This is a genomic window from Pedobacter flavus, from assembly GCF_036324285.1.
Classification (GTDB): Bacteria; Bacteroidota; Bacteroidia; order Sphingobacteriales; family Sphingobacteriaceae; genus Pedobacter; species Pedobacter flavus.
This window is the reverse complement of sequence record NZ_JAZDQU010000002.1, coordinates 795,184-821,356: the sequence shown is the minus strand read 5'-3', so window position 1 is coordinate 821,356 and position 26,173 is coordinate 795,184. Positions and strand designations below refer to the sequence as shown.

The window sequence follows — 26,173 nt, the reverse complement described above, 5'->3', positions numbered from 1 at the left end:
TGATTTATTTATTTAATGGAAAACTTAAAGTTATTATTAAACCATTTTTTCCAGGTTTAGAATCAAAGTTAATAGTCCCATTTATTTTATTCATGCGGTTTCCCGCATTTGTAAGGCCATTTTTAATTTTTTGTACTTCACCTAACCCTTTACCATTATCCGAATAAGTAATTTGAATATTATTTTTTTCTTGTTCAAACCTAAATAATACACTGGTAGCTCCACTATGCTTTCTCATGTTTACCAACAACTCTTGGATAACATTTTCAATTTCATATTTAATGGATTGATCTATTTTCTTCCATACCTCTGGTGTATTACCAATTATTGCAATTTTTACGGTATCGCTAGCAAATGATTTTACTAGATTAGATATTTTCTCATTGAAATTACTTCCATCATATTGAATTTCATCGTAAGTAATGTCTCTCGAAATTTGATATAATATATCCAAATCGTTTAAGACCTCCGCATTAGACTTTGTATTCAAATTCTCCATTTCTGTCATAACTTTATACAATCCGTTTGCCACTAAATCGTGCACTTTTTTGGAAGTTGTAAGCTGACTGTTTTTAAGCTTTTGTTCGGCTTCAGTTTTAAGTTTTTGTTTTTTTTGCAAGTAAAGCAGATAGCCAGAAATAAATCCAAATATTAACACAATTAAAATAAGTGTAATAATTATTTTTTGTCGCGTTATTTGGAAAGATTTTAAAGTGTTTTCTTCGATAAGAATTTTATTCTGTTGCTTATGTTTTTCAGCTTCATAGCGTATTAATGCAAATTGATTTTTTGCTTTATTTCTAACGTTGGTTAAGCTATCTGTCTTAAAAATATATTGATCGTAATAGATTTTAGATTGGGATGGACTACTTAATCTGGCTAATTCTTTTATGGCTTGGGCTTGATCTGTAGCGTTTTGAATTAGGGTTGCAGTTCTTAAAAAATTCTTAGCATAATAAATAGCGAGCTTAGGATTTTTATCAGCATAAAAATCGCTTAAATAAGAATAATTTGAATTTTGTCCGGCAATATCTTTCTCCTGAATCCTAATATTTAAAGCATTTAGTAATTCTGGTGCTGCGTTATAATTCCTATCATATAAAAATTTACTGTATGCGTAATTGGCGAGTGCTCGTGCATATTCTAACTTCGAATTTGGGCTTTTTAACAAGCGTTCAAATATTTCTAATGATTGCTTGTATTCGCCCATATACCTATAACTATTAGCAATATTATTTTCTGTTATAAGAATAGAAGATTTATTAGATGAATATTTAATAGATTGTTTATAATATTCTATAGCTGCTTTGTTCTCATTTAAATTGGCGTGCGACATGCCTAGCGTATTATAAGCCGAAACTAAATAGGGCGCATTTTCTTTGACATTAGAATCTATAAGTTTAATAGATTCTAAAAGAAGTTCTATGGCACCAAATGAATCACCTTCATTATTAGAAATAATTGCCATATTAATTAAGGCATTTCCCGCCATTAAACTATCTTGGTTAGCTAGGGCAACATCTTTGGCAAGGTTAAAATATAAATAAGCAGAATCGGTATGATTTTCATCGCTAAACTCATACGCTTTATCTAATGCTGGATTTAAATAACTGCTTTTATTTTGGTCATTAGGCTTTTTACAGGCAACAAATAATAAGGTTAAATAAAATAGTAGCCAAAGCTTATTCATACATAATTTTTATCCTAAGTTAAAAATTTAATATAAATGTGTGCTTAATTCAATAAAATATAGCCTATGTATTAAAACATAGGTTAAATACATAGGCTAAATAAATTATGGTTTTGGTGGACGTGGAGGAGGAATATTTCCATTGTCGCCACCTGTATATCCGGTACTATCTATCGGATCTGGTTCTGCATTATAAGTTCCCACATTGTTTGAACTAGATGTTGCTGCAAGGCCTAATAATAAGGCAATAATTATTCTTAACATGATTTTTTTGGTTTTAAAATTTCACAATAGGGTAGGTTGAAACATGACTAGATATTTCAGTTACCAGGGGTTGATTTTTAAGAAGCGCTTCTTGTATTTTGGGAAGGGTTTTGCAAAAACGTATAATTGAAAAATGCTTCCCATTTCATTTCCCGATTACACGTTTATGCGATTAGAAATCATAAATAAGCATTTAACTTTTTTCTGATGTCTGATACAAAATTAGATGGCGAATAATGCTTAACTCAATGAAATTCAGGTAATTCATTTGTTCAGGAATAATTCAGGAATAATTCAGATTTTTAGGAATTACTTTTAACTTTAATTAAAATTATTCCCATGAGTTTTGAAGATTATCATCAATTGGTGTTAAAAGAATATCAGCAGAAAAAGGAAAATGGTACTTTATCTAATATACTTTGCAAGCCAACCAACGCGACCTTAAGAGACGAAATTTTGAAATTACTGAACGAGAGATGGGAAAGTTATGATGTGAAAATATTTAACGATTTTTTTGGGGATTTCACTTCTAAAGCTGAATTGTTTTCCCTAATAAGAAAAATGGATGTGGATGATAATAGACCAATTATTAATTTTTTAAAAAATAAAATCACTCATCCGAAAGAAAAAATTGTAAATATGGTGGCCTACCTTATTAATTTCCAAAACAGACCATATAGGTATGAAATGGAGATTAGTAAAGGAGAAAATGGAAAAGAGGTTGATGGAAAAGAAATGAAAAGTAAAAAAGAAGACGTTGTTTATCCATTTAGTCTTGCCTTTTCTAATGTTTATTCATCAAAATTTGCCAAATATATATTGGGTCTAACTTTATTGTCTGCAGTGTTAGTTAGTAGTTTCAATTTATTTTATGAAGAAAAATGTATGGTGTGGAATGGAGAGACCTTTGAAAAGATAAGTTGTGATGAGAAAAAAATAGATCAGCAAATAATTGCATTTGATGAACAAAAAGTGGGTGTTTTTAGGAAAATAACAAAACCCGACACCATTACGCTGGCTTCGGCTGGAAAATTATGGTACAGTAAGAAAAATAATAAAGTCGAATATTTTACGGCTCCAGGCACGCATCCGGAGGATGTTAATAGATATTTAAAACCCTTAACCAAGTATATGATTGAAACCCATATCTTAAAACCTAATTCATTACGGAACTAATCCTTTAAATTTTGCTTAATTTTGAAGCATAATGTTAGGACTAAAATTACTTACCGACCCACGTTGGGCAAATATTGCTGAAGGGAATTTAGAAGAAATACTTACTGATCATGCTTGGTGTGAACAAAAAGCAGCATCTAATGCCATAACGCTTATCACCCAAAATTCTGAACACATGGATTTAGTGGAGTCGTTAACCGCAATTGCACTCGAAGAAATGGAGCATTTTAAGCAGGTGGTGGAGATTATAAAAAAGCGTGGTTATACATTGGGCAGAGAACGTAAAGATGATTATGTTGGTAAGCTGGTGAAGTTTAATAAAAAGGATGGGAGTAGGAACGATGCATTTATAGACCGATTGCTTTTTGCTGCCATGATAGAAGCACGTAGTTGCGAGCGTTTTAGAGTACTTTCTTTGAATTTAAAGGATAAGGAATTGGCTAAGTTTTACCACGATTTAATGGTTTCTGAAGCCAATCATTATACAACTTTTCTAAATTTTGCCCGAAAATATACGATAGATGTTGATGTTGAAAAACGCTGGAAGGAATGGTTAGAATTTGAAGGGAAGATAATCCAGAGTTATGGCGTTTCAGAAGCCATCCATGGATAGGATTATTGTTTTAGGGTATTTTTAAATTGAATCTCCTAAAGTTTATCCACCTAATGTGGCATACAATTTAGCTTAAGAACTCATCAATACCGAAATGAAATAATGCCTACAAAAATTCATGTTTAATTTGTCGCATTATAAATGAACTTTGAACCGTAGAAATATGCGGAATAGCGGATAATTTAGTCTTCATAAACTCCGCATAACTGTCCATATCCTTAATATCAATCATTAATAAATAATCGTAATTTCCAGCGATATGATAGATATTTATTACTTCTGGCAACGTAACCACAGCCGATTCAAATTCCTCAAGGAAGGCTGTAGCGTGCGATTTGAGTTGTACATTGCATAAAACAGATAATTGAATACCCATCTTACGTTTATCGACCAAGGTTATATAATTTTTTATAATTTCTTTTCTCTCTAAACGCCTAACACGCTCGTAAGTAGCCGTTATAGATAGACCAATATGAACGGCAATTTCCTTTGTGCCTAATTTGGCATTCTGCTTAAGTAATTTTAAAATAGCTAAATCTGTACTGTCTAATTGTAAGTGTTCAGTAGAATTTTCAGTTGCTATGTCCATATTGTTAATAATTTAGAAAAAACATCTATTATATAATGTAAAAATAGAATTATTTTCTATTGAGTGAAAATAATTAGATATATAATCTACATTGCTTTATCAATATTGACTAAATTATGTATCACAACATTCACCCAGAAAGTTTCATGATGACCCACGGTTATCAATCTAAACTATCAGAAGGTGCCTTAAAAACACCTATTTTTCAAACTTCAACCTTTGTTTTTAACTCCGCAGCAGAAGGAAAACGCTTTTTTGAAATTGCATACGGACTAAGCACACCAGAAAAGGACGAAGAAATGGGACTAATTTATAGTCGATTAAACAATCCCAATTTAGAAATTTTAGAATCACGTTTATGCCTTTGGGATCAGGCAGAAGATGCTGCTGTATTCGAAAGTGGTATGTCGGCCATTTCAACCGTAATGTTGGAATTTATGAAACCCGGCGATTTACTTTTATACAGTAGACCAGTTTACGGAGGTACCGATCATTTTATTAACCATTTTCTTCAAAAATTAGACATTGCATCAGTTGGCTTCTCCCCTGAAGATAATAAGGAGCAAATTATAGAAAAAATTAAAGCATCGGGCAGGGCCCATAAACTTGCTTTAATTCATATAGAAACCCCGGCTAATCCAACCAATGCTTTAATTGATATAGAAATGTGTGCCGACATAAAACGCATGTTTAGCACAGAAGAACAAGAAGTAATATTGTCTGTAGATAATACCTATATGGGGCCAATTTGGCAACATCCGTTAAACCATGGGGCCGATTTGGTATTGTACTCTGCTACCAAATACATTGGCGGTCACTCTGATGTAATTGCAGGGGCTTGCTTAGGCGCTAAGCCACTTATGGCAAGGGTTAAAGGATTAAGAACCTTTATGGGCAATATGGCTGCACCTTTTACTGCCTGGTTGTTATTACGAAGTTTAGAAACCCTAAAAGTGCGTATGGATCAGCAAGCTAGAAATGCTGAAAAAGTAGCTGATTTCTTACAAAATCATCCTAAAGTAGAAAAGGTATATTATTTAGGTAATATTCCAACCCATGGATCCGAAAGAGATAAAACAATTTACGCTAAGCAATATAAAAGTGCTGGTGCTATGATTGCATTTGATATAAAAGGAGGGGAGCAAGAGGCATTTGCATTTTTAGATAATCTTAAATTAATTAAGTTGGCGGTTAGTTTGGGAGGGACAGAAAGTTTGGCGGAACATCCTTATACCATGACCCATGCAGATGTGCCACAAGCTATTAAAAACACCATGCATATTACCGATAAATTGGTACGCTTATCAATTGGTGTAGAACATTATGATGACACCATTGCGGATATAGAACAGGCTCTAAACTTTTGTTAATCCGCAGAACCTTATAAAACTAAAAAGGAGTCAAATATTTTGACTCCTTTTTTTATCCTTTGTCAATAAAACTTAAATAAACTGTTACTTTAGTTGTTTTAATTTAAATTATTGTTTATCAAAATTTTGACAAATTATAAACCTAAATAAGCTATGATTTCTGCTTTATCAATTTATAATAAATAGGCTTTGGTCCGCGACCTTTTCTATTCGTTTCTTTTCTATCTGTTTTTATAATCACCTCTTTAAAAGACTTATTAATGCGATCTATAATTTGGCTGGCAGAATAAGTAATTTCATATTCTTTTAAAATACTATTAGCGATATCTTCAGCTAAAAACTCATCGCCAATATTAAAATTTGTAATAACATCAGCTATTTGTTGATTAATATTACTGTGGGTATAGGTAATTTCTTTTGGAGTTCCTTCTTGCTTTCTGAAAGCAATTCTAAGTTTTGTTTTTTCGGGAAGAGATTCTAATTTAGGAATGGGTTGATTAGGGTTTCCGAACTCAAAATATCTAAGGCCAAATATAGCGGAAATAGCTTCTTGTGTTTCTAAAGTTAATCCTCCTTTATAATCTAGCAATGCTTGAATATTTTTTTTATTGGTGGATTTAGCCAAAAAAACTATATCTACGATGTCTAGACTGAATTTCTTCATATACTTTTTGAGTATATCAGCATATTCTTTTGTAGCTTTATTTGACATTTTTTTATATTTAGTATAAAAATTTTTGTTTTTATACTTTATTTATTATATTTGTTATTAATAATTTATAGCGACGAATAAGAGTGAGGTTTTGCCTTGCTTTTTACGATGTCTCTCATGCCAGAAAACCGTCAAGTTTCCACATGAGCTGACAGTGAGTTCGCCATTTCTATTGGATATTTATATCTTTGATATATTATTCAATAGGGCGGACTTCATGTTAGTCTTTTGTGGAGCCTAGTTTAACTAGGTAGGTAATTGACGGTACCACTGGCAAAAGCATTGAAGTTCGCCCTATTGGTTTTTATCCAATTTGGTTTTCTTCATTAGCTTTTACTGGGTACGCATCGTTTTACATAACCAAACTAATTGAATATGAAAACGAACCACCGTAAACAAGCTTATTATCAAAGTCATAACCAGGCTTTAGATAATAGTATTATTAAACTCTTATTTAAGAACGTAATTCGTTCACCAAGTTAAACTTCCAAAGACTTTTACACACAAAAATGCGGGCGATAGCTGCTAATGCAAAAAAGGCGCTAAATGTAAAATACCCGTGTTGTAAAAGTAATATGGTTGTTTATTTGGTTTATCGCAATTCTAAGATAGATAACTTATTACTATAAAGCAATACGGGTTCCCGCAAATGGCATTTAATGGTAATCTAGGGCTATATTTTTTTAGTCTACGCATTACTTATGCAATAAACTGTAGCAAAATATAAGGCGGAGGCCCAATTTTAGATTTAGGTTAATAGTTGCTTGGTGCTTCCGCTTTTTCTACTCTTTAATAAACTAAGAATCACTTAAAATGGTAGAAATAAATGAATACAAACTAACAATTTAAAAAATCAATTAAACTAAAAACATGAAAAAATTAACGATTCCCATCGTAATGGGATTGCTATGCCTAAGTTTTTGGGCAAGAGGGCAGGGAGGGGTTTTTAATATTCAGCCTTTAAAGGTTGGAGATAAATTGCCTGAAGTATTTTGGAATCAAACACATAATGTTTACGAAGACGGTAAATTGAGTGTTAAGAATTTGCAGGAATTTAAAGATAGATTATTGATTTTAGATTTCTGGGCAACGTGGTGTGGTAGTTGTATTAATAAATTTCCAAAGCTTATAGCATTAGAAAAAATGTTTGAGCAAAAATTATCTGTGATGTTGGTAAACTCAACATGGACAAAGGATAATTTGGATAAGATTTCTTCAAGATTGACTGGGAAATTACCTCCTTATAATAAATATAATTTAAGTTCAGTTGTAACAGACTCAACTATAATTAAATATTTCCCTCATAATGTTATGCCTCACTATATATGGATTATGAATAATGAGGTAAAAGCTATAACATCTTCTGAGTTTATTTCAGACTCAAATATCAAAAGTCTTTTTGAAAGAAATGATGAATTAATCAAACGTAAAGAGAAAATCACGCAAGGAGGTAAAAATGAATAAATGGTTATTTATGCTTTTCATTTGCATTTTTTCATATAAAGTGCAAGCTCAAAATTTGGTAAATGGAAGAGTGGTTGATAATTCAGGAAAGGGTCTTCAATCAGTAAATATTTACTATAATAATAAAATATCAACTTCAGATTCATCGGGATATTTTAAACTCAATTTAACAGAAGGAAAACATAGAATTAGTTTTAAGTCTATAGGATTTTTCTCCAAAGATAGTATTCTAACTATGCCCTTAAAGGAAGATTTAATTGTCGTTTTACAAGATAATGTTGCAGCAATTGAAGAAGTTGTCATTAATACTGGATACCAAAAAATTCCTAAAACTAGATCCACTGGTTCTTTTGGAATTATTGAAAATAAAGATTTAAATCTTCAAGTTGAATCTAATCTTATTCATAAGCTAGAAGGTTTAGTAAGTGGTTATAATATTGATAGGAAAACCAATGGAGCTGGAGGATACGGAATCATGATTAGGGGATTAAGTACCATTAGGGGATCAAGAAGTCCATTGATTATTTTAGATAATTTTCCATATGAAGGAGATATATCAAATTTAGATCCAAATGAAGTTGAAAATATTACAATTTTAAAGGATGCTGCAGCTGCATCAATTTGGGGGGCTAAAGCTGGGAATGGGGTTATTGTAATTTCTACTAAAAAGTCTGGTTTTAATAATCCCTTAAAAGTAAATTTATCAGCAAATTCAAAAATTAATCAAGTTCCAGATTTATTTTATAAACCTCGTATTTCTTCATCTGATATGGTTGATGTAGAAAACTATTTGTTTGATCTTGGCTATTATAAATCATTAGAAAGTAACATTGCTCAAACTCCATTAAGTGAAGTTGTTGAAACAAGAATTGCCCAGAGAGATGGAATTATAACAACTCAAGTAGCAAATGCGATTATTGAAAATCTTCGAAGTTTTGATCTTCGAAATGAAATTAATGATAAAGTTTTTCGTACGCCGATTAGTCAACAATATGCATTTGATATAAGTAAGGGGAATAATGTAAGTAATTGGATGTTATTCGGTGGCTTTAATAACCAAATAGATGAATTAAATAATGGAAATCAAAAGTTTAATATTAGATATGCGAATAATTTTAAATTGGGATCTAATGTTCGAATTGGATCTAAAATTCATTATACAATTGGTAATTTAAGTCAGGGACTACCCAACGTAATAGATTTAAATGTTTCTTCAGGCATATTACCTCTTTATACTCGATTATATGATGATGCTGGTAATGAATTACCTGTTCTAAGAAATTATAGGAAAAAATATTTAGATGGGCTTTCAAATAAAGGGTTATTGGATTGGAATTATTATCCGCTCTCTGAAAATAATAATATCGATTATTCAAATAAAACCAGAGAATTTATTGGAAACTTAAATGTTGATTTTAAATTAAGTAATGATTTGAACTTAAATGCTTCCTATCAGTTTTCTAATCAAGTAGGTTTAATTAAAAATTTCTATTCAGAACAATCCTATTTTACTAGAGATTTAATTAACAGATTTACTCAAATAGATGGTAATGGGTTAATAAAATATGTGATTCCAAAAGGAGAGATTAGAGATTTCTCATCAAATGATAGTGAGCGTCATAATCTTAGAAGTCAATTAAATTTTGATAAGGAATTCGGAAGGCACAATATTTCTGCTCTTGTAGGTGGTGAGGTTAGTATGGCAGATTTAGAAAGTACTTCATCGCGTTTTTATGGCATAAATTCAGAAAGTCTTAATCTTGTTAATGTAGACTATGTTAATGCATATAAAACATTTGTAAATGGAAGTAATGCTTTTATTCCTAACGGAAATAGTCTAGGAGGTTTAAATAATAGATCTATTTCATTATATTTTAATGGCGCTTATACGTTTAATAATAAATATACATTTTCTGTAAGTGCTCGTCGGGATGCAGCTAATACATTTGGATTAAAAATAAATGATAAATGGAATCCATTATTTTCATCTGGCTTTTCTTGGCTCGCTTCTAATGAGCAATTTTATAAAATTGATGTATTACCCTATTTAAGATTTAGAGGTACTTTTGGGTCTAGTGGAAATACCGATCCAAGTATGTCGGCAGTTACTACTATAATTTATTCTAGTGTAGCGTCTCCATATACACTTTCACCTCAAGCCAATTTTTTTAATTTTCAAAACCCTCAGTTACGTTGGGAAAAAGTTTATATGTTCAACTTGGGATTAGATTTTGGATTTAAAAATAATGTAATCAAAGGAAGTGTTGAATATTTTAAGAAAAAGTCGGTTGATCTATTCTCTCTTACTGAATTAGATTATACCACTGGAATTGGTAATTCTATAGTTAAGAACGCCGGAATTATAGGAGCCAATGGAATTGATTTAGAGATAGTTTCAAATAATTTAAAAGGTAAACTAAAATGGGAAACTTATTTGAATTTTAGTTTATCAAAAGACAATGTTATAAAAAATTATTTGGCTAATAGGTCAGGAAGAAACTTCTTAACTGGCAATTTAAGTTATACGGCAATAGAAGGATATCCAGTATACGGACTTTATTCATATAAATGGGCCGGACTAGATCCAAAAACAGGTAATCCACAAGGGTATAAGGATGGATTGGTTAGTCAAGATTATGCCGCACTTACCGGAAATGCTGTTACAGTAGATGATTTAAAGTTTCATGGTGCTGCTTTTCCAAAGTTATTTGGATCGGTTGGAAATAACTTTAGCCTTTATGGCTTAAGTTTAAAATTTAGATTAAGCTATAAATTTGGATATTATTTCCGAAAACCATCTTTAAGTTATACTTCCTTATTTAGCATGAGAGATGGACATGGTGAGTATCAGTCTCGTTGGCAAAAACCTGGAGATGAATTGTTTACCAGCGTTCCTAGTAGTATTTATCCTGCAAATTCGAATAGGGACTCATTTTATGCAGGATCTGAAGTGAATGTACTTAAGGGAGATCATATAAGGATACAATATGTAAACTTGAGTTATAATTTTCCAGGTAAAAAATTCAATCAGCTACTTAAGAATACCAATGTTTTTATTGTTGCATCTAATTTAGGAATTATTTGGAGAGCCAATAAATATGGAATAGATCCAGATTATAAAGATATACCAATTTCAAAAAGTTTTGCTGTAGGTATAAATGGTAGGTTTTAAATTTTTAATAATGAAAAATAATATAAAATTAATTTTAATAGGTTGCCTATTGATTTTACTTAGTTCTTGTGAGAAGTTTTTAGATGAAAAACCTAATAAAAATTTAGCAATTCCTAGTAAACTCATAGATTTTCAAGCCTTGTTGGATAATAGTACCTTTTTAAATACAGTAGATGGTGCAAGTTCTGAAATTTCAGCAGGTGATTTCTATTTATCAAATGCTGATTATTTGGGATTAAATAATTTTTATAGGAATTTATATACTTGGCAAAGGAAAGAAGTTTTTCCAGACGAACTAAATGAGTGGTTTTTAAATTATAGAATTGTTTATAGAGCAAATACTGTAATAAATGCATTAGAGAAACCACAAAATTTTGATGATCCAGCAGTTGCTAAAAATATAATTGGTCAGGCTTATTTTTATAGAGCAAAGGCGTTTTTACAAACATTATATGTTTGGTCAAATGCCTATGATAAGGAACTTTCTAAATCAGAATTGGGAATTCCTTTAAGATTAAATACTGATTTTAATGAGCCATCTAAAAGAGAAACAGTAGAGTTAGGTTATCAACAAGTAATTAATGATTTACTAAAATCCATTGATAATTTACCAATTAACAATACTCATGTTATGAGACCATCTAAGGTGGCTGCTTATGGATTGTTAGCAAGAACTTATTTAAGTATGCGTGATTATTCTAATGCTAAAAAATATGCTGACTCATCATTGTCTTTAAAATCTACTTTACTTGATTTTAATATTTTAAATGCAACTGCAAATTTTCCAGTTCCACAATTTAATCCAGAAGTTTTACACAGTACAGTTATTCCTTCTTATCCAATTATTAATAATTCGCGCGCAAAAATAGACCCTATCATCATGAATATGTTTGAAGCTAATGATTTAAGAAAATCTGTGCTTTTTAAAATTAATTCAGATGGTTCTTATGGTTTTAAAGGGAGTTATGACGGTAGCGCAAGTTTGTTTTCTGGTGTAGCAGTAAATGAAGTTTTATTAATACGAGCAGAATGTTTAGCCAGAGAAGGGAAGCTTTCTGATGCACTTATTGATTTAAATAAGCTTGGTGTAAAAAGATTTAAAGCAGGTCTTTATAAAAACAAGGAATCTCTAAATCAAGAGCAAGTTATAACTTGGGTTTTAAACGAAAGAAGAAAGGAACTTATTTTTAGAGGATTAAGATGGATGGATATTAAGCGTTTAAATAAGGAGGGGGCAGGAATCTCATTATCAAGAACAGTTGATAATAAAGATTATAAATTGAATGCAAATAGTTCAGGATTTGCATTGCCTTTACCAGATAATTTGTTGATTTTAACATCGATGGAACAAAATCCTTAAATAAAGGCGGAATTTATTTCCGCCTTTATTATTTATTTATTCTGAATCTTTTGTACTAACAATTGCATAAGAACCAATAATTGAACTAGCTGTATTATGATTTTGTAAAAAATCTGCTAATGGTTCAGAAATTTCAATTACGCATGGCAATTCAAAACTGTTTTCACAAGTTGAGGTTGGTAAATTAGACTCTAATTCCCAAGATGAAACGTCATTTATGTTTAAATCACTTGTGTTTTTATAAACATATCTTTCAGTAGTTTCATTTGTAAATGCACTAAATCCGAATGCCATAAGCATTACTACAAGCCCTAAGGCCACTTTTTTTAAATTGTTCATTTTTTTAATTTTTTATGCTCCAAGCGGAGCGGTTTAGTTTTTAGGCAGTACTTTCCTAGAAGTCTGTACTGTTTTTTATGTGAAATTTGTCCGCACCTTAGCTGAAAATGATAAATAAGTAATTAGTATTTTAATTGTAAAAGATTTATGAATTAATTTTTCAACCTTTATTTTGATTATTTGGCAACAATTTTCTTAGATGTAATTAAATTAACATCATGACAGTCAGGAATGCCATCAAATTAAGAAACCAGTATCGGAATTTCTTGGTTAACCACTTTTCTCTAAAAAGATTTCTTATTTTACTTGAATAAAAATATACAGATGAAAGTTGTATTAATTGGTGCTACTGGCGCTACAGGATATGAATTGTTAAAGTTGATGTTAGCAGATGAGGCCATTACAGAAGTTGTAGTGTTGCTTCGGAAAGCATTAAAGGTGTCGAACCAAAAATTGAAAGAAGTGATGGTTAATTTCGACCAACTATCAGATTGGACTTCGGAAATTAAAGGTGATATTGCAATTTCTTGTTTGGGAACCACATTAAATGATGCAGGTAGCAAAGAAGCTCAATATAAAGTTGACTTTCAATATCAGTATGAGTTTGCCAAACTTGCAAAAGCCAATCATATATCTAAATTTTTATTAATATCGGCTTCAAATGCCGACGCATCTTCTCTGTTTTTTTATTCTAAAATTAAAGGTCTGTTAGAAAATGCCATTGAGGATTTAAATTTTCAATCATTTGTAATCTTTAGACCCGGACCATTGGTCCGACCAAATTCCAATAGAACTGGCGAAAAAATTGGGGTTTCGATAATTGGGTTTTTGAACAAGTTGGGAATATTAAATAATTTTAAACCACTACCTGTTAAAAAGCTTGCTGATCTTATGCTAAATTATGCAAAGAACTCTAAGGCAGGCAAAATAATCTTGAGTGCTCATCAGATTTTATCTGAGTCGAAATGATTTTCTATCAAAAAAATTAAGAATATATATATATCTTTGTATTATAATTAATTAAATCTATCATCAAGAGTACTTAATTGTACACCAACCGAGTTTAACCTACCACGGTGGTACAATAGATGGGGGCTAGGCAGTCAAAATTAAAGGCTTTACACTTCACTTTTGTTGATGGGTCATTTTAAACTTAAAAAAATGTATCATGTTAAACAAAAACAACTACAACTTTAAAAATAATTTAGAAGTACTTACTGATGAATTATTAATCGCACGTTTTAATGATGAAATTGGTAAAAATGGTTGGGTTACTGCTCGATCATTTTTTATTCTCGAATTAGTTTCACAGTTTCAATGCAGGGAGATCGATTATTCTATTATTACAATGAAAAACGGAATTTCATTGAAAAATAGAGTGAAATTGAAAGATAAAAAACTAATTATTTAAGCGCTACATTCTGGTTGGGTTGGTCATCCACAAATTCTAAAATATCGGCCGGTTGGCAATCTAGTACTTTACATATTGCTTCTAATGTGCTAAAACGTATTGCTTTTGCTTTTCCTGTTTTTAAAATCGAGAGATTGGAAAGTGTGAGACCAACTTTATCAGATAATTCGTTCAAAGATATTTTACGCTTGGCCATCATCACATCTAAATTTACTATTATGGCCATGTTTATACAACTAATTCGTTTTCTTTTTGTAATTCTACCCCCGTTTTAAATATTCTGGCTATAATATAAATTACAGCACCCATTAAAATAAAGGCCTCGCTATCCACCCAAAATGAGGCGATTTCTTGAATAAATTTAGTGCCAGAATATTGTTTTTCTAACCAACTTTTACCTATATAATTTAATAATCCTATAATTAAAGTTAAATAACTGATATGGGTAATTTTTGTAGCTACAAAATCATTAAAAGGTTTCTTTAAATCCATTTTATACAGCATATAAGCAACAATGTAAAATAATACTGCTTTTAATACGGCCAAGCTACTTATAAATGAATATATAAGGTAAAAATCTATAGGATTGTTTTCGTAAATCTCCGTTAAATCTAATTTTTGATATAGATTATTAATAACTTCAGGTTTAAAAACGGCGAATATATAATTCGCAATTAGGCCTCCTGCTTCTACACTTAGCCCTATAAAGATGAAACAGGCTATAGCTGTTAATCCTTTGAATACGATATTTTCTGTTTTATTCATGGTTTATTAGGTTTCAATATTTCTGTAATTATAATAAATTATTTATTGATAAACAATAAATAATTATTGTTTATTAGATTTTCATAGAAAAGTGAGTAGCTAAGCCGCCATGCGTTATGTTGCTGGTTGACAATGTATGAATTGATTCTGTTTGATCTATAAAATGTTTATTCTGAATGATTTGAATTTTATAATCTCCAGTTTTTATGCGATTCATTTTTTATTTATCATATTTAAGTTTCATATCAAAAAATTAAAATGGCATTAAAAATTAGAGTTTTAATTGTATTAATTACTGTATTTACTGGTTCGGTTTTCGGAAGAAATGGGGTTGAAATATCATCTTACATGCCTGTAATTCCTATGTTTAAGGGAGAGAACCATAATCAACTGTTAAGATTAACGATATATGTTCCTGAGCATTATAAAACTTTTAATCTTAATGAATTAACAGGAACACTAAATGACGCTGGAGCTAAGCATATTCAACAATTGGATGTTTTTTATAATGGATATGAGCCTAATTTTTCTACTCAAAATAAAATTATTTCTGTTCCGGCTCGGAAAGATCTAAAAATTAAAGTCGACTTAAATCTTAAGCCCGGACTGCATTATATATGGTTTAGCGCTTCTTTAGAGCCTTTGGCTAATATTGATGATGTGGTAGAATTTAAAATTATTGAAGCGATGGGTGAGCAGAACCAAAAAATCACTATTAAACCCATTAGTAAACAATATTCTAAACGCATAGGTATTGTAGTAAAAAAGGCAAATGAAGATAATATCCACACCTTTAGAATTCCAGGTATTACCACTACTGGGAAAGGGACTCTAATTGCCGTTTATGATATTCGTTATAAACATGCTGGCGATTTGCCCGCTAATATTGATGTAGGTATGAGTAGAAGTAAGGATGGTGGAAGAACTTGGGAGCCCATGAAAATTATAATGGATATGGGTGAACCTCATGATAATAATGGGGTAGGTGATCCTGCCATTTTATATGATCCAGTTAATAAAAAGATTTGGGTTATTGCACTCTGGAGTAAAGGCAATAAATCAATAGCCGGATCTAAGCCGGGTTTATCTGAGGACGAGACAGGGCAATTGGTTTTAGTGTCTAGTAGCGATGACGGACTAACTTGGTCAAAGCCAAAAAGTATTACAGCTGGAGTTAAAAATCCGAAATGGAATTTGTTTTTTAATGGTCCAGGTGGAGGGATAGTAACTGCTGATGGAAAGTTAGTTTTTGCTGCTCAATATTGGGACGAAAATGCAATACCTCATTCAACATTAATCTATAGTTCGGACGGGGGTATTACGTGGAAAACGGAAAATGGTCCTAAATCAAATACCACCGAAGCACAAATTGTGGAAACGCAACCAGGAACTTTAATGTTGAATATGCGCGACAATAGAGGTGCGTTTAGAAGTATTGCAGTTACTAAAGATTATGGTAAAACATGGAAAGAACATCGAACTTCTTATAGCGCTTTGCCCGATCCTGTATGTATGGCAAGTTTTATTAAAGAAAAAGTTTCGGTAAAGGGTATGTTAAAGGATATTGTGTTTTTTGGTAATGATAATACGCCTTCTGGAAGATATAATTTAACCATTAAAGCGAGTTTAGACCTTGCAGAAACTTGGAATCCAAAAAATGAATTATTAATTGATGAGCGAAAATTATATGGTTATTCTGCTTTAACTAAAATAGATGATAAAACTTTAGGCTTCTTTTATGAAGGAATTAGAGACTTGTATTTTGTTAGAATTCCGGTTGATGAAATTATTAAGTAAAACGAATTCTAAAAACTTCGAAAAGTACTTTTCAATATAAAAATGTTAAAGGGGTACGTTTTTCAAAATTCGGAGATGTATAGAGGTGAACTAAACGATTATACTAACTACGAAGCCTGCGCAATCCCCCTTAACAATATCTTTGTGGTTAAAAGCGTGTTCTTAGGTTATAGACGACTAATTTTTAGAATTATTACATCTAAAAACAGATTCTAGTAAGTGTGAAAATATAATAACTTAGTAATAAGCTGTTTAATTAATTGTTATAATAAAAATATTACACAAAAATTCTAAAAATATAAATTTTTAGGCTGTTTATTTAGGTTGTTTTACCTGAATTTAGATTAGATCTATGAGATCCTATCGCTTCATTGCATTTCGCTCCAGGATGACGAGTCGGGAGTGTCCTTCGCTTCATTGCATTTCGCTCTAGAATGACTGGTCGTGTGGGATTCCGTTTTATGACGGGACAGATTCAAAAAAAAAGCCTACCAACATTAGTTGATAGGCTTTTGGCGGAGAGTGAGGGATTCGAACCCCCGGACCTATGACAGTCAACAGTTTTCAAGACTGCCGCATTCGACCGCTCTGCCAACTCTCCGCGACAAAAGTACAAATACCGTTGATATTTACATAATATGATTGAAAAAAAATTTAAATATTTTTTAGTGAATATTACTTTTATGCTGATTTTCATGGGTTTAAATGAATATTTTTTTTTATTTTTCTTCTATCATTTATCATCTTCTAAAATTCAATTTATCTTAATTTTTATTTAAGTGTCTCATTTTTAATTAGATATTAAAAACCCAGTTATTGCTGTTTTATGCAGGATTCTTAGTAGAAACGAGAGTAAAGTGTCGTTTTTTGAATTTTTTTCTTCAAAAATTTAAAAAATAGAGCATGATTTTAATGTAATCTTATTTGTTACATGATTAATTAGGCTTGTTCAAAGCATAATTTTAATTTGGTAATATTTTAACAAACTAACTTATTTAAATAATGAAGCGATCTTTACTCACAGGAGCTGTGCTATTGTTTGCCTTTTCGGCCAGTGCTCAGCTTTCCCAAAATGATTATGCGCGCGCTGAGAAATTTTTATCGTATAATATAGATCCATTGGTTGATGGAGGTAATGTACGTGCAAATTGGCTGCCGGGCGATAAATTTTGGTTTTTATCTACTAATTCATCAGGTCATAAGTTTTATATAGTTGATCCTAAAAAGGGAAAATCTGAAGCTTTTGATCATGTTAAATTGGCTCAAACATTAGCATCTGTTACCAATAAAACGTATGATCCTAATAAATTACCTTTTCAAGCTATTTCGGTAGCCAATGATGGTGCTTCTATTTCTTTTATGTTAGATAATAAAAAATGGAAATATGAGCATAAATTGGGAAGGGTTTCTGAAGATAAATCTCCTGGTACTATTGGTGGTGGTATGGCCATGCCAATGGGTAGAGGTGCTGGTCGTGTAGGTGGTATTGAGAATGTATCTCCTGACGGTAAAAAGGCAGTTTATATAAAAGATTGGAATCTTTGGGTTAAAGATATCGCTTCGGGTAAGGAAACTCAATTAACTATTGATGGAATTAAAGATTTTGGTTGGGCAACAGATAATGCGGCCTGGAAATCTAGTGATAGAGCTATTTTAAAATGGTCGCCAGATTCTAAGAAAATTTCAACTTTTAAACAAGATCAACGTCATTTAACTGATATGCATTTGGTAACCACAAATGTGGGAAATCCTACTTTGCGTTCTTGGAAATATGCCTTGCCTACAGATAAAGATGTGGCTAGAATTTATAGAGCCGTTATTGATATTGAAACAGGCAAAACTACTATGTTTAAGGTAGATGCTGATGTTAGAAGAGGTTCTTTAAGTGATGATATCGCTAGCAGTGGTACATTTGACGACAACGATTGGAGAGCTGATGGTTCTGAATTGGCATTTTTATCTATTTCTCGTGACCATAAAATTAATAAGTTGAGAATCGCAAATACTCAAACTGGTGAAGTTAGAGAGGTGTTTGAAGAGGTTGTACCTACTTATTACGAATCGGGTAGAGGTGCTATTAATTGGAGATACTTGCCTGCAAGTAGCGAAATTTTATGGTACTCGGAGAGAGATAATTGGGGCCACCTATATTTATATGATTCTAATACAGGTAAGCTAAAGAATCAGATTACCAAAGGTGAGTTTGTAGTAACCAGAGTATTGCAAGTTGATGAAAAAAATCGTCAGATATTTTTTATGACGACAGGTTTGGATCCAGAAAATCCATATTTTCAAAAATTAGCTAGAGTAAATTTTGATGGTAAAGGTTTTACTGTCTTAACGCCAGAATCAGGTAACCATGCTATAACTTTTTCTCCATCATTTGCTCATTTTATAGATGTTTATTCTAAACCTGATGTTCCTGCTGTAACAGTATTGAAAAATATGACTGGCAAAACGGTTGCTGAATTAGACAAAGCTGATATTTCTAGATTAGTAGCAACAGGTTGGAAAGCTCCAGTTCCTGTTAAATTATTGGCTGCTGATCAAAAAACAGATATTTATGGTCTCGTTTTTCTTCCTACTAATATGGTTGCAGGAAAGAAATATCCGGTAGTAAATTATATTTACCCAGGTCCACAAGGCGGAAGTGTTGGTAATTGGTCGTTCTCTGCTGCACGTTCAGATCATCAAGCCTTAGCTGAATTAGGGTTTATAGTTGTATTAATTGAAGGTACTTCTAATCCATTCAGATCTAAAAGTTACCATGATATGAATTATGGAAATATGGCAGAAAACACATTGCCTGATCAAATTGCTGGTATAAAACAATTGGCGCAAAAATATCCTATCGACTTAGATAAAGTAGGTATATGGGGTCATTCTGGTGGTGGTTTTGCAACTGCATCGGCTATGTTTAAACATGGTGATTTTTATAAAGTAGGTATTGCAGAATCTGGTAACCACGATAATAGAAATTACGCTGATACTTGGGGAGATAGATATAATGGATTAGCTGGATCAATAGATTATGATGCACAAGCCAATCATACTCATGCTAAAAACTTAAAAGGAAAATTATTATTAGCACATGGAATGATGGATAATAATGTTCCACCTTCGCATACTATGTTAATTGTGGATGAGTTAATCAAAAACAACAAAGATTTTGATTTATTATTATTCCCTAATAGTGCGCATAGTTTCGGCCAATTTGCACCATATATGATGCGTAGAAGATGGGATTATTTTGTTCAACATCTTCAAAATCAAACGCCACCTCAAGAATTTCCACTAAGAGGTACTGCACCGACAACCGGAGCACAAAGACGTTAATTATAAATCTTTAAATGCAAAAAAGCCCCGATATAATTCGGGGCTTTTTGTTTCATAAGTAGATGTTAATGCTTTAAAAATCTTTATAGATTTATTATCAATCACAATCACTCAATTGATAAATTTCATTAACTACTATTAAGACAGTTAAAAGGGACTTTTGTTACAGGAAATATTATTTATTTATTCTTTTTAGAAATAACCTCTTCAACCTCAGGTTTTTTAAACGTATTGTAAATTGGTCTTATAATTTTGATACTACGTTTTGATAGATCTATACTAGCGTTTAACTCAAATCCAATTAATAAGATTAAAGAGTTTATATATAGCCAAATCATAATCACAACCAATGTACCAATAGAACCATAAATTTTATTGTAGGATCCAAAATTGTTAATATAATAAGCAAATCCCCAAATAGTTAAGAAGGCCAGAATGGTTGCTAACCAAGAACCTGGACTAATTAATTTCCATTTTTTAGAGGAATGTGCAGGTCCATATCTGTATAAAATAGAGATAGTGATAAAATATAAACTGGCTAATAATGTCCACCGGGTTAATTGAATTGCATAATAAACCCACGATTCTTTAATGTGTAATTCGTCTTTAAATACATTCAAGGCAATTTCTCCAATAGTCATTGCCCCAATACAAACGAATAAGGAAATAATGATGATTAAAGTTAATACAGTTGCTATTAAACGCCTTTTAAACCAGCTTCTGTTTTCTACAATTAATGACGACTTGTTAAATGCCATCATTAAAGTATGTACACCATTTGTTGCGAATACCAAGGCCACAACAAATCCGAGTGATAATAAACCTCCGTTCTGGATTTTTACAATTTCTATTATGGTTTGCTCAAATGCTAAATAGGCATTTTTAGGCAAAATAAGTTCAATTAAATCCATTAACTGATCTTGAAATCCGTTCGGTAAAAATGGAATTAATGTAAACAAGAAAATTATACCCGGAAAAATAGCCAGCATAAAGTTATAAGAAAGAGATGAAGCTTTATTAATAAGTTCATCCTTTGCTATCTCTCTAAAAAAGAATATGGCAACCGTATATAAAGGTAGAGGTGCAAAACCGGGCAATACACAATGCTTAGACCATTCAATAAATTTTGAATAAGGTTTAGTCTTTAATAATTGTATATGTACCCAATTCATTATTTATTTAAAATATTTCTCAATTCTAGCCATAAAATCGGCTGGAGGAGAAGTAGGTTTATTCTTTTTTATATCAACAAAAACCAAGGTGGTTTCTCCCAGATTTATTAATTCTTCGGCTTCATTGTATAATTCATATTTAAAGAACATTCGCGCAGATGGCTTTTGATCTACAATAGTTTTAACCGTGATTTCTTGATCATATAATGCAGGTTTTATGTATTTGCATTTTAGTTCTAGAACAGGCATCATCACCCCATTTTCCTCCATACTGCTGTAAGACATGCCTAAACTTCTTAACATCTCCACTCTGCCAACCTCGTAATATTGGGCATAATTGCCGTAATACATATAACCCATTTGGTCGGTTTCGGCATAACGAACCCTTATTTTTGTAGTGTGTGTGTACATTAACGATATATATTTTTCTTATTCAACGCGTCTCTATATTTTTTTGCATTGATGTTGTGTTCTTGAACTGTAACCGCAAAATTGTGGTATCCAGAGAAATCTTCTTTAGCACACATATAAATGTAATTATTCTTTTCTCTGTTTAAAACAGCATTTATTGCGTTTAAACTTGGCATCATAATAGGGCCTGGAGGCAATCCACTATATTTATATGTGTTGTATTTAGAGTCTTTATTTAATAAAGCATTGGTTACCCTTTTAACAGTAAAATCGTCGTTCGCGAATATTACAGTTGGATCTGCTTGCAATTTTATTCCTTTTTCTAATCTGTTTAAATATAAGCCTGCAATAGTTGGCATTTCTTTATCAAATAGTGCTTCAGAATCAACAATAGAAGCTAAAATGATGGTCTCTTGTTCTGTTAATCCAAGAGCCTTCGCTTTTGATTTACGTTCCTCTGTCCAGAACTTTGTATATTCATTTTTCATTTTATCGAAAAAATCCTGAGGATTAATATTCCAATAAAACTCATACGAATTAGGCAGGAACATAGTATAACTGTTTTCTGTATTAAATCCGTTTTTTTCTAATATTTCCTTATTATTTAATACTTGAGCAAAAGCTGCAGAATCTGCTTCTAAATGTTTGGCAAGGAAGGCTATAAAATTAGATTTTTTACGAATATTTTGAATTTTAAGCTCTACAGGAGTCTGATTTCCAGATTTAATTCTATTAATTAAAGTTCTATTGTTTAAGCCTTTTTCAACAGCATATCTTCCCGGTTTTAATGCGTTTGCGAGTTCCATTTTTTTAGCTGCACTTTCAAACCTATCAATATTAATGAAAGGGTTATTTTGTTTTAATTCATTAAGAAAATCTGCATAATTTTTTCCGGTACGTACATAAATATATTTTACATCGCCATTTATGTTTCCTTTAAAATAGGTTACATACAAGTTGTAAATAAAATAGCTTCCTATAGCAACTACTAATATTGTTGCAGCAACAACAATATTTCTCAAATTTTTATTCATTTATTGTTTGTTTGATAATACGATATGAATGGGCGTTCCAATTTTTACTTTAGATAGAGAATCAACCATAAATGGAGATTGTCTAACAATTATTGCTGTTGTAGAATCGGTGATCGGTCCTTCAAAAACAACTGATCCTAAATTAAGCATTGATCCTTTTAGAGAAAATAAAGCTTCATCTTTAGTTAATCCAATTAAATCAGGAATTGCAATTTCTTCATTTCCTCTTCCATCGCCTAATACAAAATCTATTCTAGAACCCCTCGGAATAGATTCACCAAATCTAATTTTAGATCCACCAAACAAAGCCTCTAAAACAACATCTCTACTCACATCTGCACGGTAGCTTGTGTCGCCTAATTTTAATCCATAACCTTCAATAATTGCTTTTGCTTCTCTTAGTGTTTTAAATTCTATTTCAGGGAAATTTACATTCGGTGCTTTAGAAGTATTTACAGTTAAATAAATAGTTCTGTTGTCTTTCACAAATGTTTCTGGATCAGGGTTTTGCTCTATAACAAATCCTGGAGGTTTGTCCATTATATAAACTGAATCTAATTCATATCTTAAGCCTAAATTTTCTAGAATAGAAGTAGCTTCTTCGATAGATTTTCCTTTAAGAGAAGGCACATTCATTCCTTCACCGTGTTTGGTGTAAAACCTTAAGAAAAAGAAAGCAATAAGCAGGATACCAAATATGGTTCCTACCATAGCTAACAAGGTTTTTCTAAACGATTCAGTTTTTAAATATGCAATAAAGTTGCTCATATATTGGAGGTGAATAATTCTTCAAATTTATATTAAAAAAAATATTTAATAGCAAGTTTATAAAGATCTCCTAAACTATCTTAATTTTACCCCAGTAAAACGTTTCTTTTATAAGATTAGTTTTAATTATTAATGTTACCAACTCAAATTTTAAAAATTGCCTGAAAATAAATAGAATGAAAAAAAATATTGCTTTACTTACAGGAGGAACTACTGGCGAATGGGTGGTTTCTGTTAAAAGTGCTTCAACCATTGCTCAAAACATAGATTTAGAAAAATACAATGTCTATAGAATAATGGTCAATGAAGATTCTTGGTTTTATGAGCCTGCAGATTCTATTAAAATTGAAGTTGATAAAAATGATTTTTCTTTAACTGTAAATGGGCAAAAGATAAAGTTTGATGGCGTATTTATCGTTATTCATGGTTCTCCGGGTGAAGACGGTAAGTTGCAAGGATATTTTGATATGCTAAATATTCCTTATACCACATGTAATGCATTAACTTCTGCAATAACCATGAATAAAGGTTATACAAAAGCTGTAGTTTCGAATATTAATGAATTAAATGTGGCAAAGTCTGTACATCTTTTTAAAGATCAGCCACATAATGAAGAAAAAGTATTAACCAATTTAAACTTGCCGTTTTTTGTGAAGCCAAATAATGGTGGTAGCAGTATTGGAATGAGTAAGGTGAAATCTGCGTCTGAATTAACTGCAGCTTTAGAAAAGGCATTCAATGAAGATGATCAGATTTTAGTTGAAGAATTTGTAGAAGGAAGAGAGTTTTCAATCGGTGCTTTCCAATATAAAGGTGAAGTAATTGTATTACCTACTACAGAAGTTAAAACCACCAGTGAATTTTTTGATTTTGAGGCAAAATATACGCCTGGGGCAACCGAAGAAATAACACCTGGAAATATGAATGAAGAAGAAAAGGAGCGTGTAGAAAGAATAATAGGAGAGGTGTACAAAGAGCTTGGATGTAGGGGTGTAGTGAGAGTAGATTATTTCTTGCAAAAGGATACTGGTGATTTTTATTTTATTGAGATAAATACTATCCCTGGACAAACGATTACAAGCTTTATTCCGCAACAAATTAAAGCTTATGGATTAAGCTTAAAAGAGTTTTATAGTATGATTATGGAGGAAACTTTAGGATAATTGTTAAAATGTGGTTTAATGTGATATAAATTACATTTATCCATATTATTATCTTTATTTTTGTATTATGAAAGTTTTAACAGAGTTTGAAGCGGTAATTCAGTGCAAATGTCCTAGATGTAGACAAGGCGATATATTTCCAGGGAAAATGTACGGATTTCATTTACAACGTACCAATGAATATTGTTCATCATGTAATTTACGTTTCGAGAGAGAGCCTGGTTATTATTATGTAGCAATGTTTGTTAGTTATGCGATGAACGTTGCAGAGATTATAACTGTTGGTGTTGGTGCATATATCTTAGGCCTTGAATTAAAATACGAAAATTTATGGTCTTTTGTGGCGGTTATTTTAGGTGTGGTATTTCTTTTGTCACCTTTTAATTATCGTTATTCTAGGGTTATTTTAATGCATTGGTTAACGCCTGGATTACGTTATGTTCCGGGTTCTGGGAAATCAGAAAATGCTGAACCTGAGGTTAAAAAATAACATCTTTAGATATTATATATTATAAAGAAGTAATTCTAATAAAATATTTTTCTGCCTATATTTTCCTTGAATATTCTTTTAAGGAAAATATAGGTATAATGATTTTTGCGTCTAGATACTATAAGCTTTAATCATTTCTTCTGTGACTTTCGCACTTTTATTGGTGTTTAAATCAATCATAACATAATCGAATACTCCGTCGGCCGCCACTTTTCCTGTTCTTTTATTAATAATTTCAAATTGAACGCAACAGCCTTTGTGGTTTATGGTTAAAATACCAGTTCTAATTCGCATCCAATCGTTCATTAATAATGGACGTTTAAAATTTATGTCGACATGACTTACCACCCAACCGTAACCAATTTTAGTGAATTCTTCCCAACTCATACCGTAATTATCCTGCATTTGTTCGTAACGCGCAGCCAAAACGTAATCTAGGTATTTGCTGTTATGAACATGATTAAACATGTCTATATCATCTGGGCGAACTTTTAATTCGGTTTCAAAAATGGAAAATTCGTTTTGTATCATATTTTAAATGCGGTTTGCACAAAGGTCTGTAAAATGAATAGAAGAGCAAAATAAAGATAGATTAAGGTATTATTAATTGTTTACTTGAAATTGAAATTGCGTAGCAAATAGAAATAAATGAGCGAATTACCTTAAAAATATCATTAAAAATATCTACCTTTGTAAACAATTAATTAATTTATAAACACTTTAATATTATTCAAGAATGTATTTAAGTTCAGAAAAGAAAGCTGAAATCTTTCAAAAACACGGTGAAAAGGCTACAAACACCGGTTCTGCTGAAGGGCAGGTAGCGTTATTTACATACCGTATTGCGCATTTAACAGAACATTTGAAAAAAAATCGTAAAGATTTTTCTACCCAATTAGCTCTACAAAAATTAGTAGGTAAACGTCGTGGTATTTTAGCTTATCTTTACAAAAAAGATATTGAGCGCTATCGTGCTATTATCAAAGCTTTATCGCTTCGTGATATCATTAAATAAGCAACTTTTTATCCAAAAAAGCCATTCTGAATAGGGTGGCTTTTTTATTTTAATGATCTTTT

26 protein-coding genes, 1 tRNA gene and 1 riboswitch are annotated in these 26,173 nt (G+C 31.4%); of the genes, 13 read left to right on the top strand and 14 right to left on the bottom strand.

Annotation, left to right across the window (positions count from 1 at the left end; genetic code table 11):
• Window positions 1-4 precede the first annotated feature (4 nt).
• Complete coding sequence (locus tag VRU49_RS09795; RefSeq protein WP_330146602.1) at window positions 5-1,690, bottom strand: tetratricopeptide repeat-containing sensor histidine kinase; 1,686 nt, start codon at window positions 1,688-1,690, stop codon at window positions 5-7.
• Between the two features lie 105 nt (window positions 1,691-1,795).
• Window positions 1,796-1,954 (bottom strand): hypothetical protein, encoded by a 159-nt coding sequence (locus VRU49_RS09790; RefSeq protein ID WP_330146601.1) that lies wholly within the window; start codon window positions 1,952-1,954, stop codon window positions 1,796-1,798.
• A 339-nt stretch (window positions 1,955-2,293) separates the two neighbouring features.
• On the opposite strand from VRU49_RS09790, the gene VRU49_RS09785 reads away from it, so the two are divergent.
• Window positions 2,294-3,130: a hypothetical protein gene (locus tag VRU49_RS09785; protein ID WP_330146600.1), complete on the top strand. Its 837-nt coding sequence runs from the start codon at window positions 2,294-2,296 to the stop codon at window positions 3,128-3,130.
• Window positions 3,131-3,161: 31 nt separating this feature from the next.
• Window positions 3,162-3,743 carry a MiaE family protein gene (locus VRU49_RS09780; RefSeq protein WP_330146599.1) on the top strand — a complete coding sequence of 194 codons (582 nt, stop codon included), beginning with the start codon at window positions 3,162-3,164 and terminating at the stop codon, window positions 3,741-3,743.
• 106 nt (window positions 3,744-3,849) lie between these two features.
• On the opposite strand, the gene VRU49_RS09775 is transcribed toward VRU49_RS09780, so the two are convergent.
• The gene (locus tag VRU49_RS09775) at window positions 3,850-4,332 is read right to left on the bottom strand and encodes an Lrp/AsnC family transcriptional regulator (RefSeq protein WP_330146598.1); all 483 of its coding nucleotides are present in this window, start codon (window positions 4,330-4,332) and stop codon (window positions 3,850-3,852) included.
• A 116-nt stretch (window positions 4,333-4,448) separates the two neighbouring features.
• On the opposite strand from VRU49_RS09775, the gene VRU49_RS09770 reads away from it, so the two are divergent.
• Window positions 4,449-5,702, top strand: coding sequence for a cystathionine gamma-synthase family protein (locus VRU49_RS09770; protein WP_330146597.1), 1,254 nt, complete (start codon window positions 4,449-4,451; stop codon window positions 5,700-5,702).
• 151 nt (window positions 5,703-5,853) lie between these two features.
• On the opposite strand, the gene VRU49_RS09765 is transcribed toward VRU49_RS09770, so the two are convergent.
• Entirely contained in the window at window positions 5,854-6,414 is a 561-nt protein-coding gene (locus VRU49_RS09765) for a hypothetical protein (protein WP_330146596.1), read from the bottom strand.
• A gap of 870 nt (window positions 6,415-7,284) precedes the next feature.
• Between VRU49_RS09765 and VRU49_RS09760 the strand changes: the two genes are divergently transcribed.
• From VRU49_RS09760 to VRU49_RS09750, 3 genes are read left to right on the top strand one after another with little or no spacing between them, the layout of a single operon-like run.
• Window positions 7,285-7,878 (top strand): TlpA family protein disulfide reductase, encoded by a 594-nt coding sequence (locus VRU49_RS09760; protein ID WP_330146595.1) that lies wholly within the window; start codon window positions 7,285-7,287, stop codon window positions 7,876-7,878.
• The gene (locus tag VRU49_RS09755) at window positions 7,871-11,050 is read left to right on the top strand and encodes a SusC/RagA family TonB-linked outer membrane protein (RefSeq protein WP_330146594.1); all 3,180 of its coding nucleotides are present in this window, start codon (window positions 7,871-7,873) and stop codon (window positions 11,048-11,050) included. The genes VRU49_RS09760 and VRU49_RS09755 overlap by 8 nt, the downstream gene beginning before the upstream one ends.
• A gap of 10 nt (window positions 11,051-11,060) precedes the next feature.
• Window positions 11,061-12,410 carry a RagB/SusD family nutrient uptake outer membrane protein gene (locus VRU49_RS09750; protein WP_330146593.1) on the top strand — a complete coding sequence of 450 codons (1,350 nt, stop codon included), beginning with the start codon at window positions 11,061-11,063 and terminating at the stop codon, window positions 12,408-12,410.
• Between the two features lie 36 nt (window positions 12,411-12,446).
• On the opposite strand, the gene VRU49_RS09745 is transcribed toward VRU49_RS09750, so the two are convergent.
• Window positions 12,447-12,749, bottom strand: coding sequence for a hypothetical protein (locus VRU49_RS09745; protein ID WP_330146592.1), 303 nt, complete (start codon window positions 12,747-12,749; stop codon window positions 12,447-12,449).
• Between the two features lie 324 nt (window positions 12,750-13,073).
• Between VRU49_RS09745 and VRU49_RS09740 the strand changes: the two genes are divergently transcribed.
• Together VRU49_RS09740 and VRU49_RS09735 are read left to right on the top strand one after the other, a co-directional pair.
• Entirely contained in the window at window positions 13,074-13,718 is a 645-nt protein-coding gene (locus VRU49_RS09740) for an NAD(P)H-binding protein (protein ID WP_330146591.1), read from the top strand.
• A 55-nt stretch (window positions 13,719-13,773) separates the two neighbouring features.
• Window positions 13,774-13,870: riboswitch (SAM-I-IV-variant riboswitch) on the top strand.
• 47 nt (window positions 13,871-13,917) lie between these two features.
• Window positions 13,918-14,160, top strand: coding sequence for a hypothetical protein (locus tag VRU49_RS09735; protein WP_330146590.1), 243 nt, complete (start codon window positions 13,918-13,920; stop codon window positions 14,158-14,160).
• Here the strand turns inward: VRU49_RS09735 and VRU49_RS09730 are convergent.
• The 3 genes from VRU49_RS09730 to VRU49_RS09720 form a co-directional block, all read right to left on the bottom strand.
• Window positions 14,153-14,386: a helix-turn-helix domain-containing protein gene (locus VRU49_RS09730; protein WP_330146589.1), complete on the bottom strand. Its 234-nt coding sequence runs from the start codon at window positions 14,384-14,386 to the stop codon at window positions 14,153-14,155. The two genes, VRU49_RS09735 and VRU49_RS09730, sit on opposite strands and share 8 nt — an antisense overlap.
• 2 nt (window positions 14,387-14,388) lie before the next feature.
• Window positions 14,389-14,925, bottom strand: coding sequence for a DUF2975 domain-containing protein (locus VRU49_RS09725; protein ID WP_330146588.1), 537 nt, complete (start codon window positions 14,923-14,925; stop codon window positions 14,389-14,391).
• A gap of 73 nt (window positions 14,926-14,998) precedes the next feature.
• On the bottom strand, window positions 14,999-15,142 hold the full coding sequence (locus VRU49_RS09720; RefSeq protein WP_330146587.1) for a hypothetical protein: 144 nt from the start codon (window positions 15,140-15,142) through the stop codon (window positions 14,999-15,001).
• A gap of 41 nt (window positions 15,143-15,183) precedes the next feature.
• On the opposite strand from VRU49_RS09720, the gene VRU49_RS09715 reads away from it, so the two are divergent.
• Window positions 15,184-16,722, top strand: a complete 1,539-nt coding sequence (locus tag VRU49_RS09715; RefSeq protein ID WP_330146586.1) for an exo-alpha-sialidase — start codon at window positions 15,184-15,186, stop codon at window positions 16,720-16,722.
• 513 nt (window positions 16,723-17,235) lie between these two features.
• On the opposite strand, the gene VRU49_RS09710 is transcribed toward VRU49_RS09715, so the two are convergent.
• Window positions 17,236-17,323, bottom strand: a tRNA-Ser gene (locus VRU49_RS09710).
• Between the two features lie 401 nt (window positions 17,324-17,724).
• On the opposite strand from VRU49_RS09710, the gene VRU49_RS09705 reads away from it, so the two are divergent.
• Window positions 17,725-20,058, top strand: coding sequence for a S9 family peptidase (locus VRU49_RS09705; protein ID WP_330146585.1), 2,334 nt, complete (start codon window positions 17,725-17,727; stop codon window positions 20,056-20,058).
• Window positions 20,059-20,237: 179 nt separating this feature from the next.
• Here VRU49_RS09705 and VRU49_RS09700 read toward each other — a convergent pair whose 3' ends face one another.
• From VRU49_RS09700 to VRU49_RS09685, 4 genes are read right to left on the bottom strand one after another with little or no spacing between them, the layout of a single operon-like run.
• Window positions 20,238-21,230 (bottom strand): YihY/virulence factor BrkB family protein, encoded by a 993-nt coding sequence (locus VRU49_RS09700; RefSeq protein WP_330146584.1) that lies wholly within the window; start codon window positions 21,228-21,230, stop codon window positions 20,238-20,240.
• 3 nt (window positions 21,231-21,233) lie between these two features.
• Window positions 21,234-21,641, bottom strand: coding sequence for an acyl-CoA thioesterase (locus VRU49_RS09695; RefSeq protein WP_330146583.1), 408 nt, complete (start codon window positions 21,639-21,641; stop codon window positions 21,234-21,236).
• On the bottom strand, window positions 21,641-22,675 hold the full coding sequence (gene mltG, locus VRU49_RS09690) for an endolytic transglycosylase MltG (protein ID WP_330146582.1): 1,035 nt from the start codon (window positions 22,673-22,675) through the stop codon (window positions 21,641-21,643). Before mltG ends, VRU49_RS09695 begins: the two co-directional genes overlap by 1 nt.
• Complete coding sequence (locus VRU49_RS09685; protein ID WP_330146581.1) at window positions 22,676-23,443, bottom strand: PASTA domain-containing protein; 768 nt, start codon at window positions 23,441-23,443, stop codon at window positions 22,676-22,678.
• A gap of 176 nt (window positions 23,444-23,619) precedes the next feature.
• On the opposite strand from VRU49_RS09685, the gene VRU49_RS09680 reads away from it, so the two are divergent.
• Both VRU49_RS09680 and VRU49_RS09675 read left to right on the top strand, forming a co-directional pair.
• On the top strand, window positions 23,620-24,606 hold the full coding sequence (locus VRU49_RS09680; protein WP_330146580.1) for a D-alanine--D-alanine ligase: 987 nt from the start codon (window positions 23,620-23,622) through the stop codon (window positions 24,604-24,606).
• A 67-nt stretch (window positions 24,607-24,673) separates the two neighbouring features.
• Window positions 24,674-25,096: a DUF983 domain-containing protein gene (locus VRU49_RS09675; protein ID WP_330146579.1), complete on the top strand. Its 423-nt coding sequence runs from the start codon at window positions 24,674-24,676 to the stop codon at window positions 25,094-25,096.
• A 111-nt stretch (window positions 25,097-25,207) separates the two neighbouring features.
• Here VRU49_RS09675 and VRU49_RS09670 read toward each other — a convergent pair whose 3' ends face one another.
• Entirely contained in the window at window positions 25,208-25,627 is a 420-nt protein-coding gene (locus VRU49_RS09670) for an acyl-CoA thioesterase (protein ID WP_330146578.1), read from the bottom strand.
• A gap of 205 nt (window positions 25,628-25,832) precedes the next feature.
• Here VRU49_RS09670 and rpsO point away from each other — a divergent pair, with 205 nt between their 5' ends.
• Window positions 25,833-26,111 (top strand): 30S ribosomal protein S15, encoded by a 279-nt coding sequence (rpsO, locus tag VRU49_RS09665; protein WP_330146577.1) that lies wholly within the window; start codon window positions 25,833-25,835, stop codon window positions 26,109-26,111.
• Window positions 26,112-26,173 lie beyond the last annotated feature (62 nt).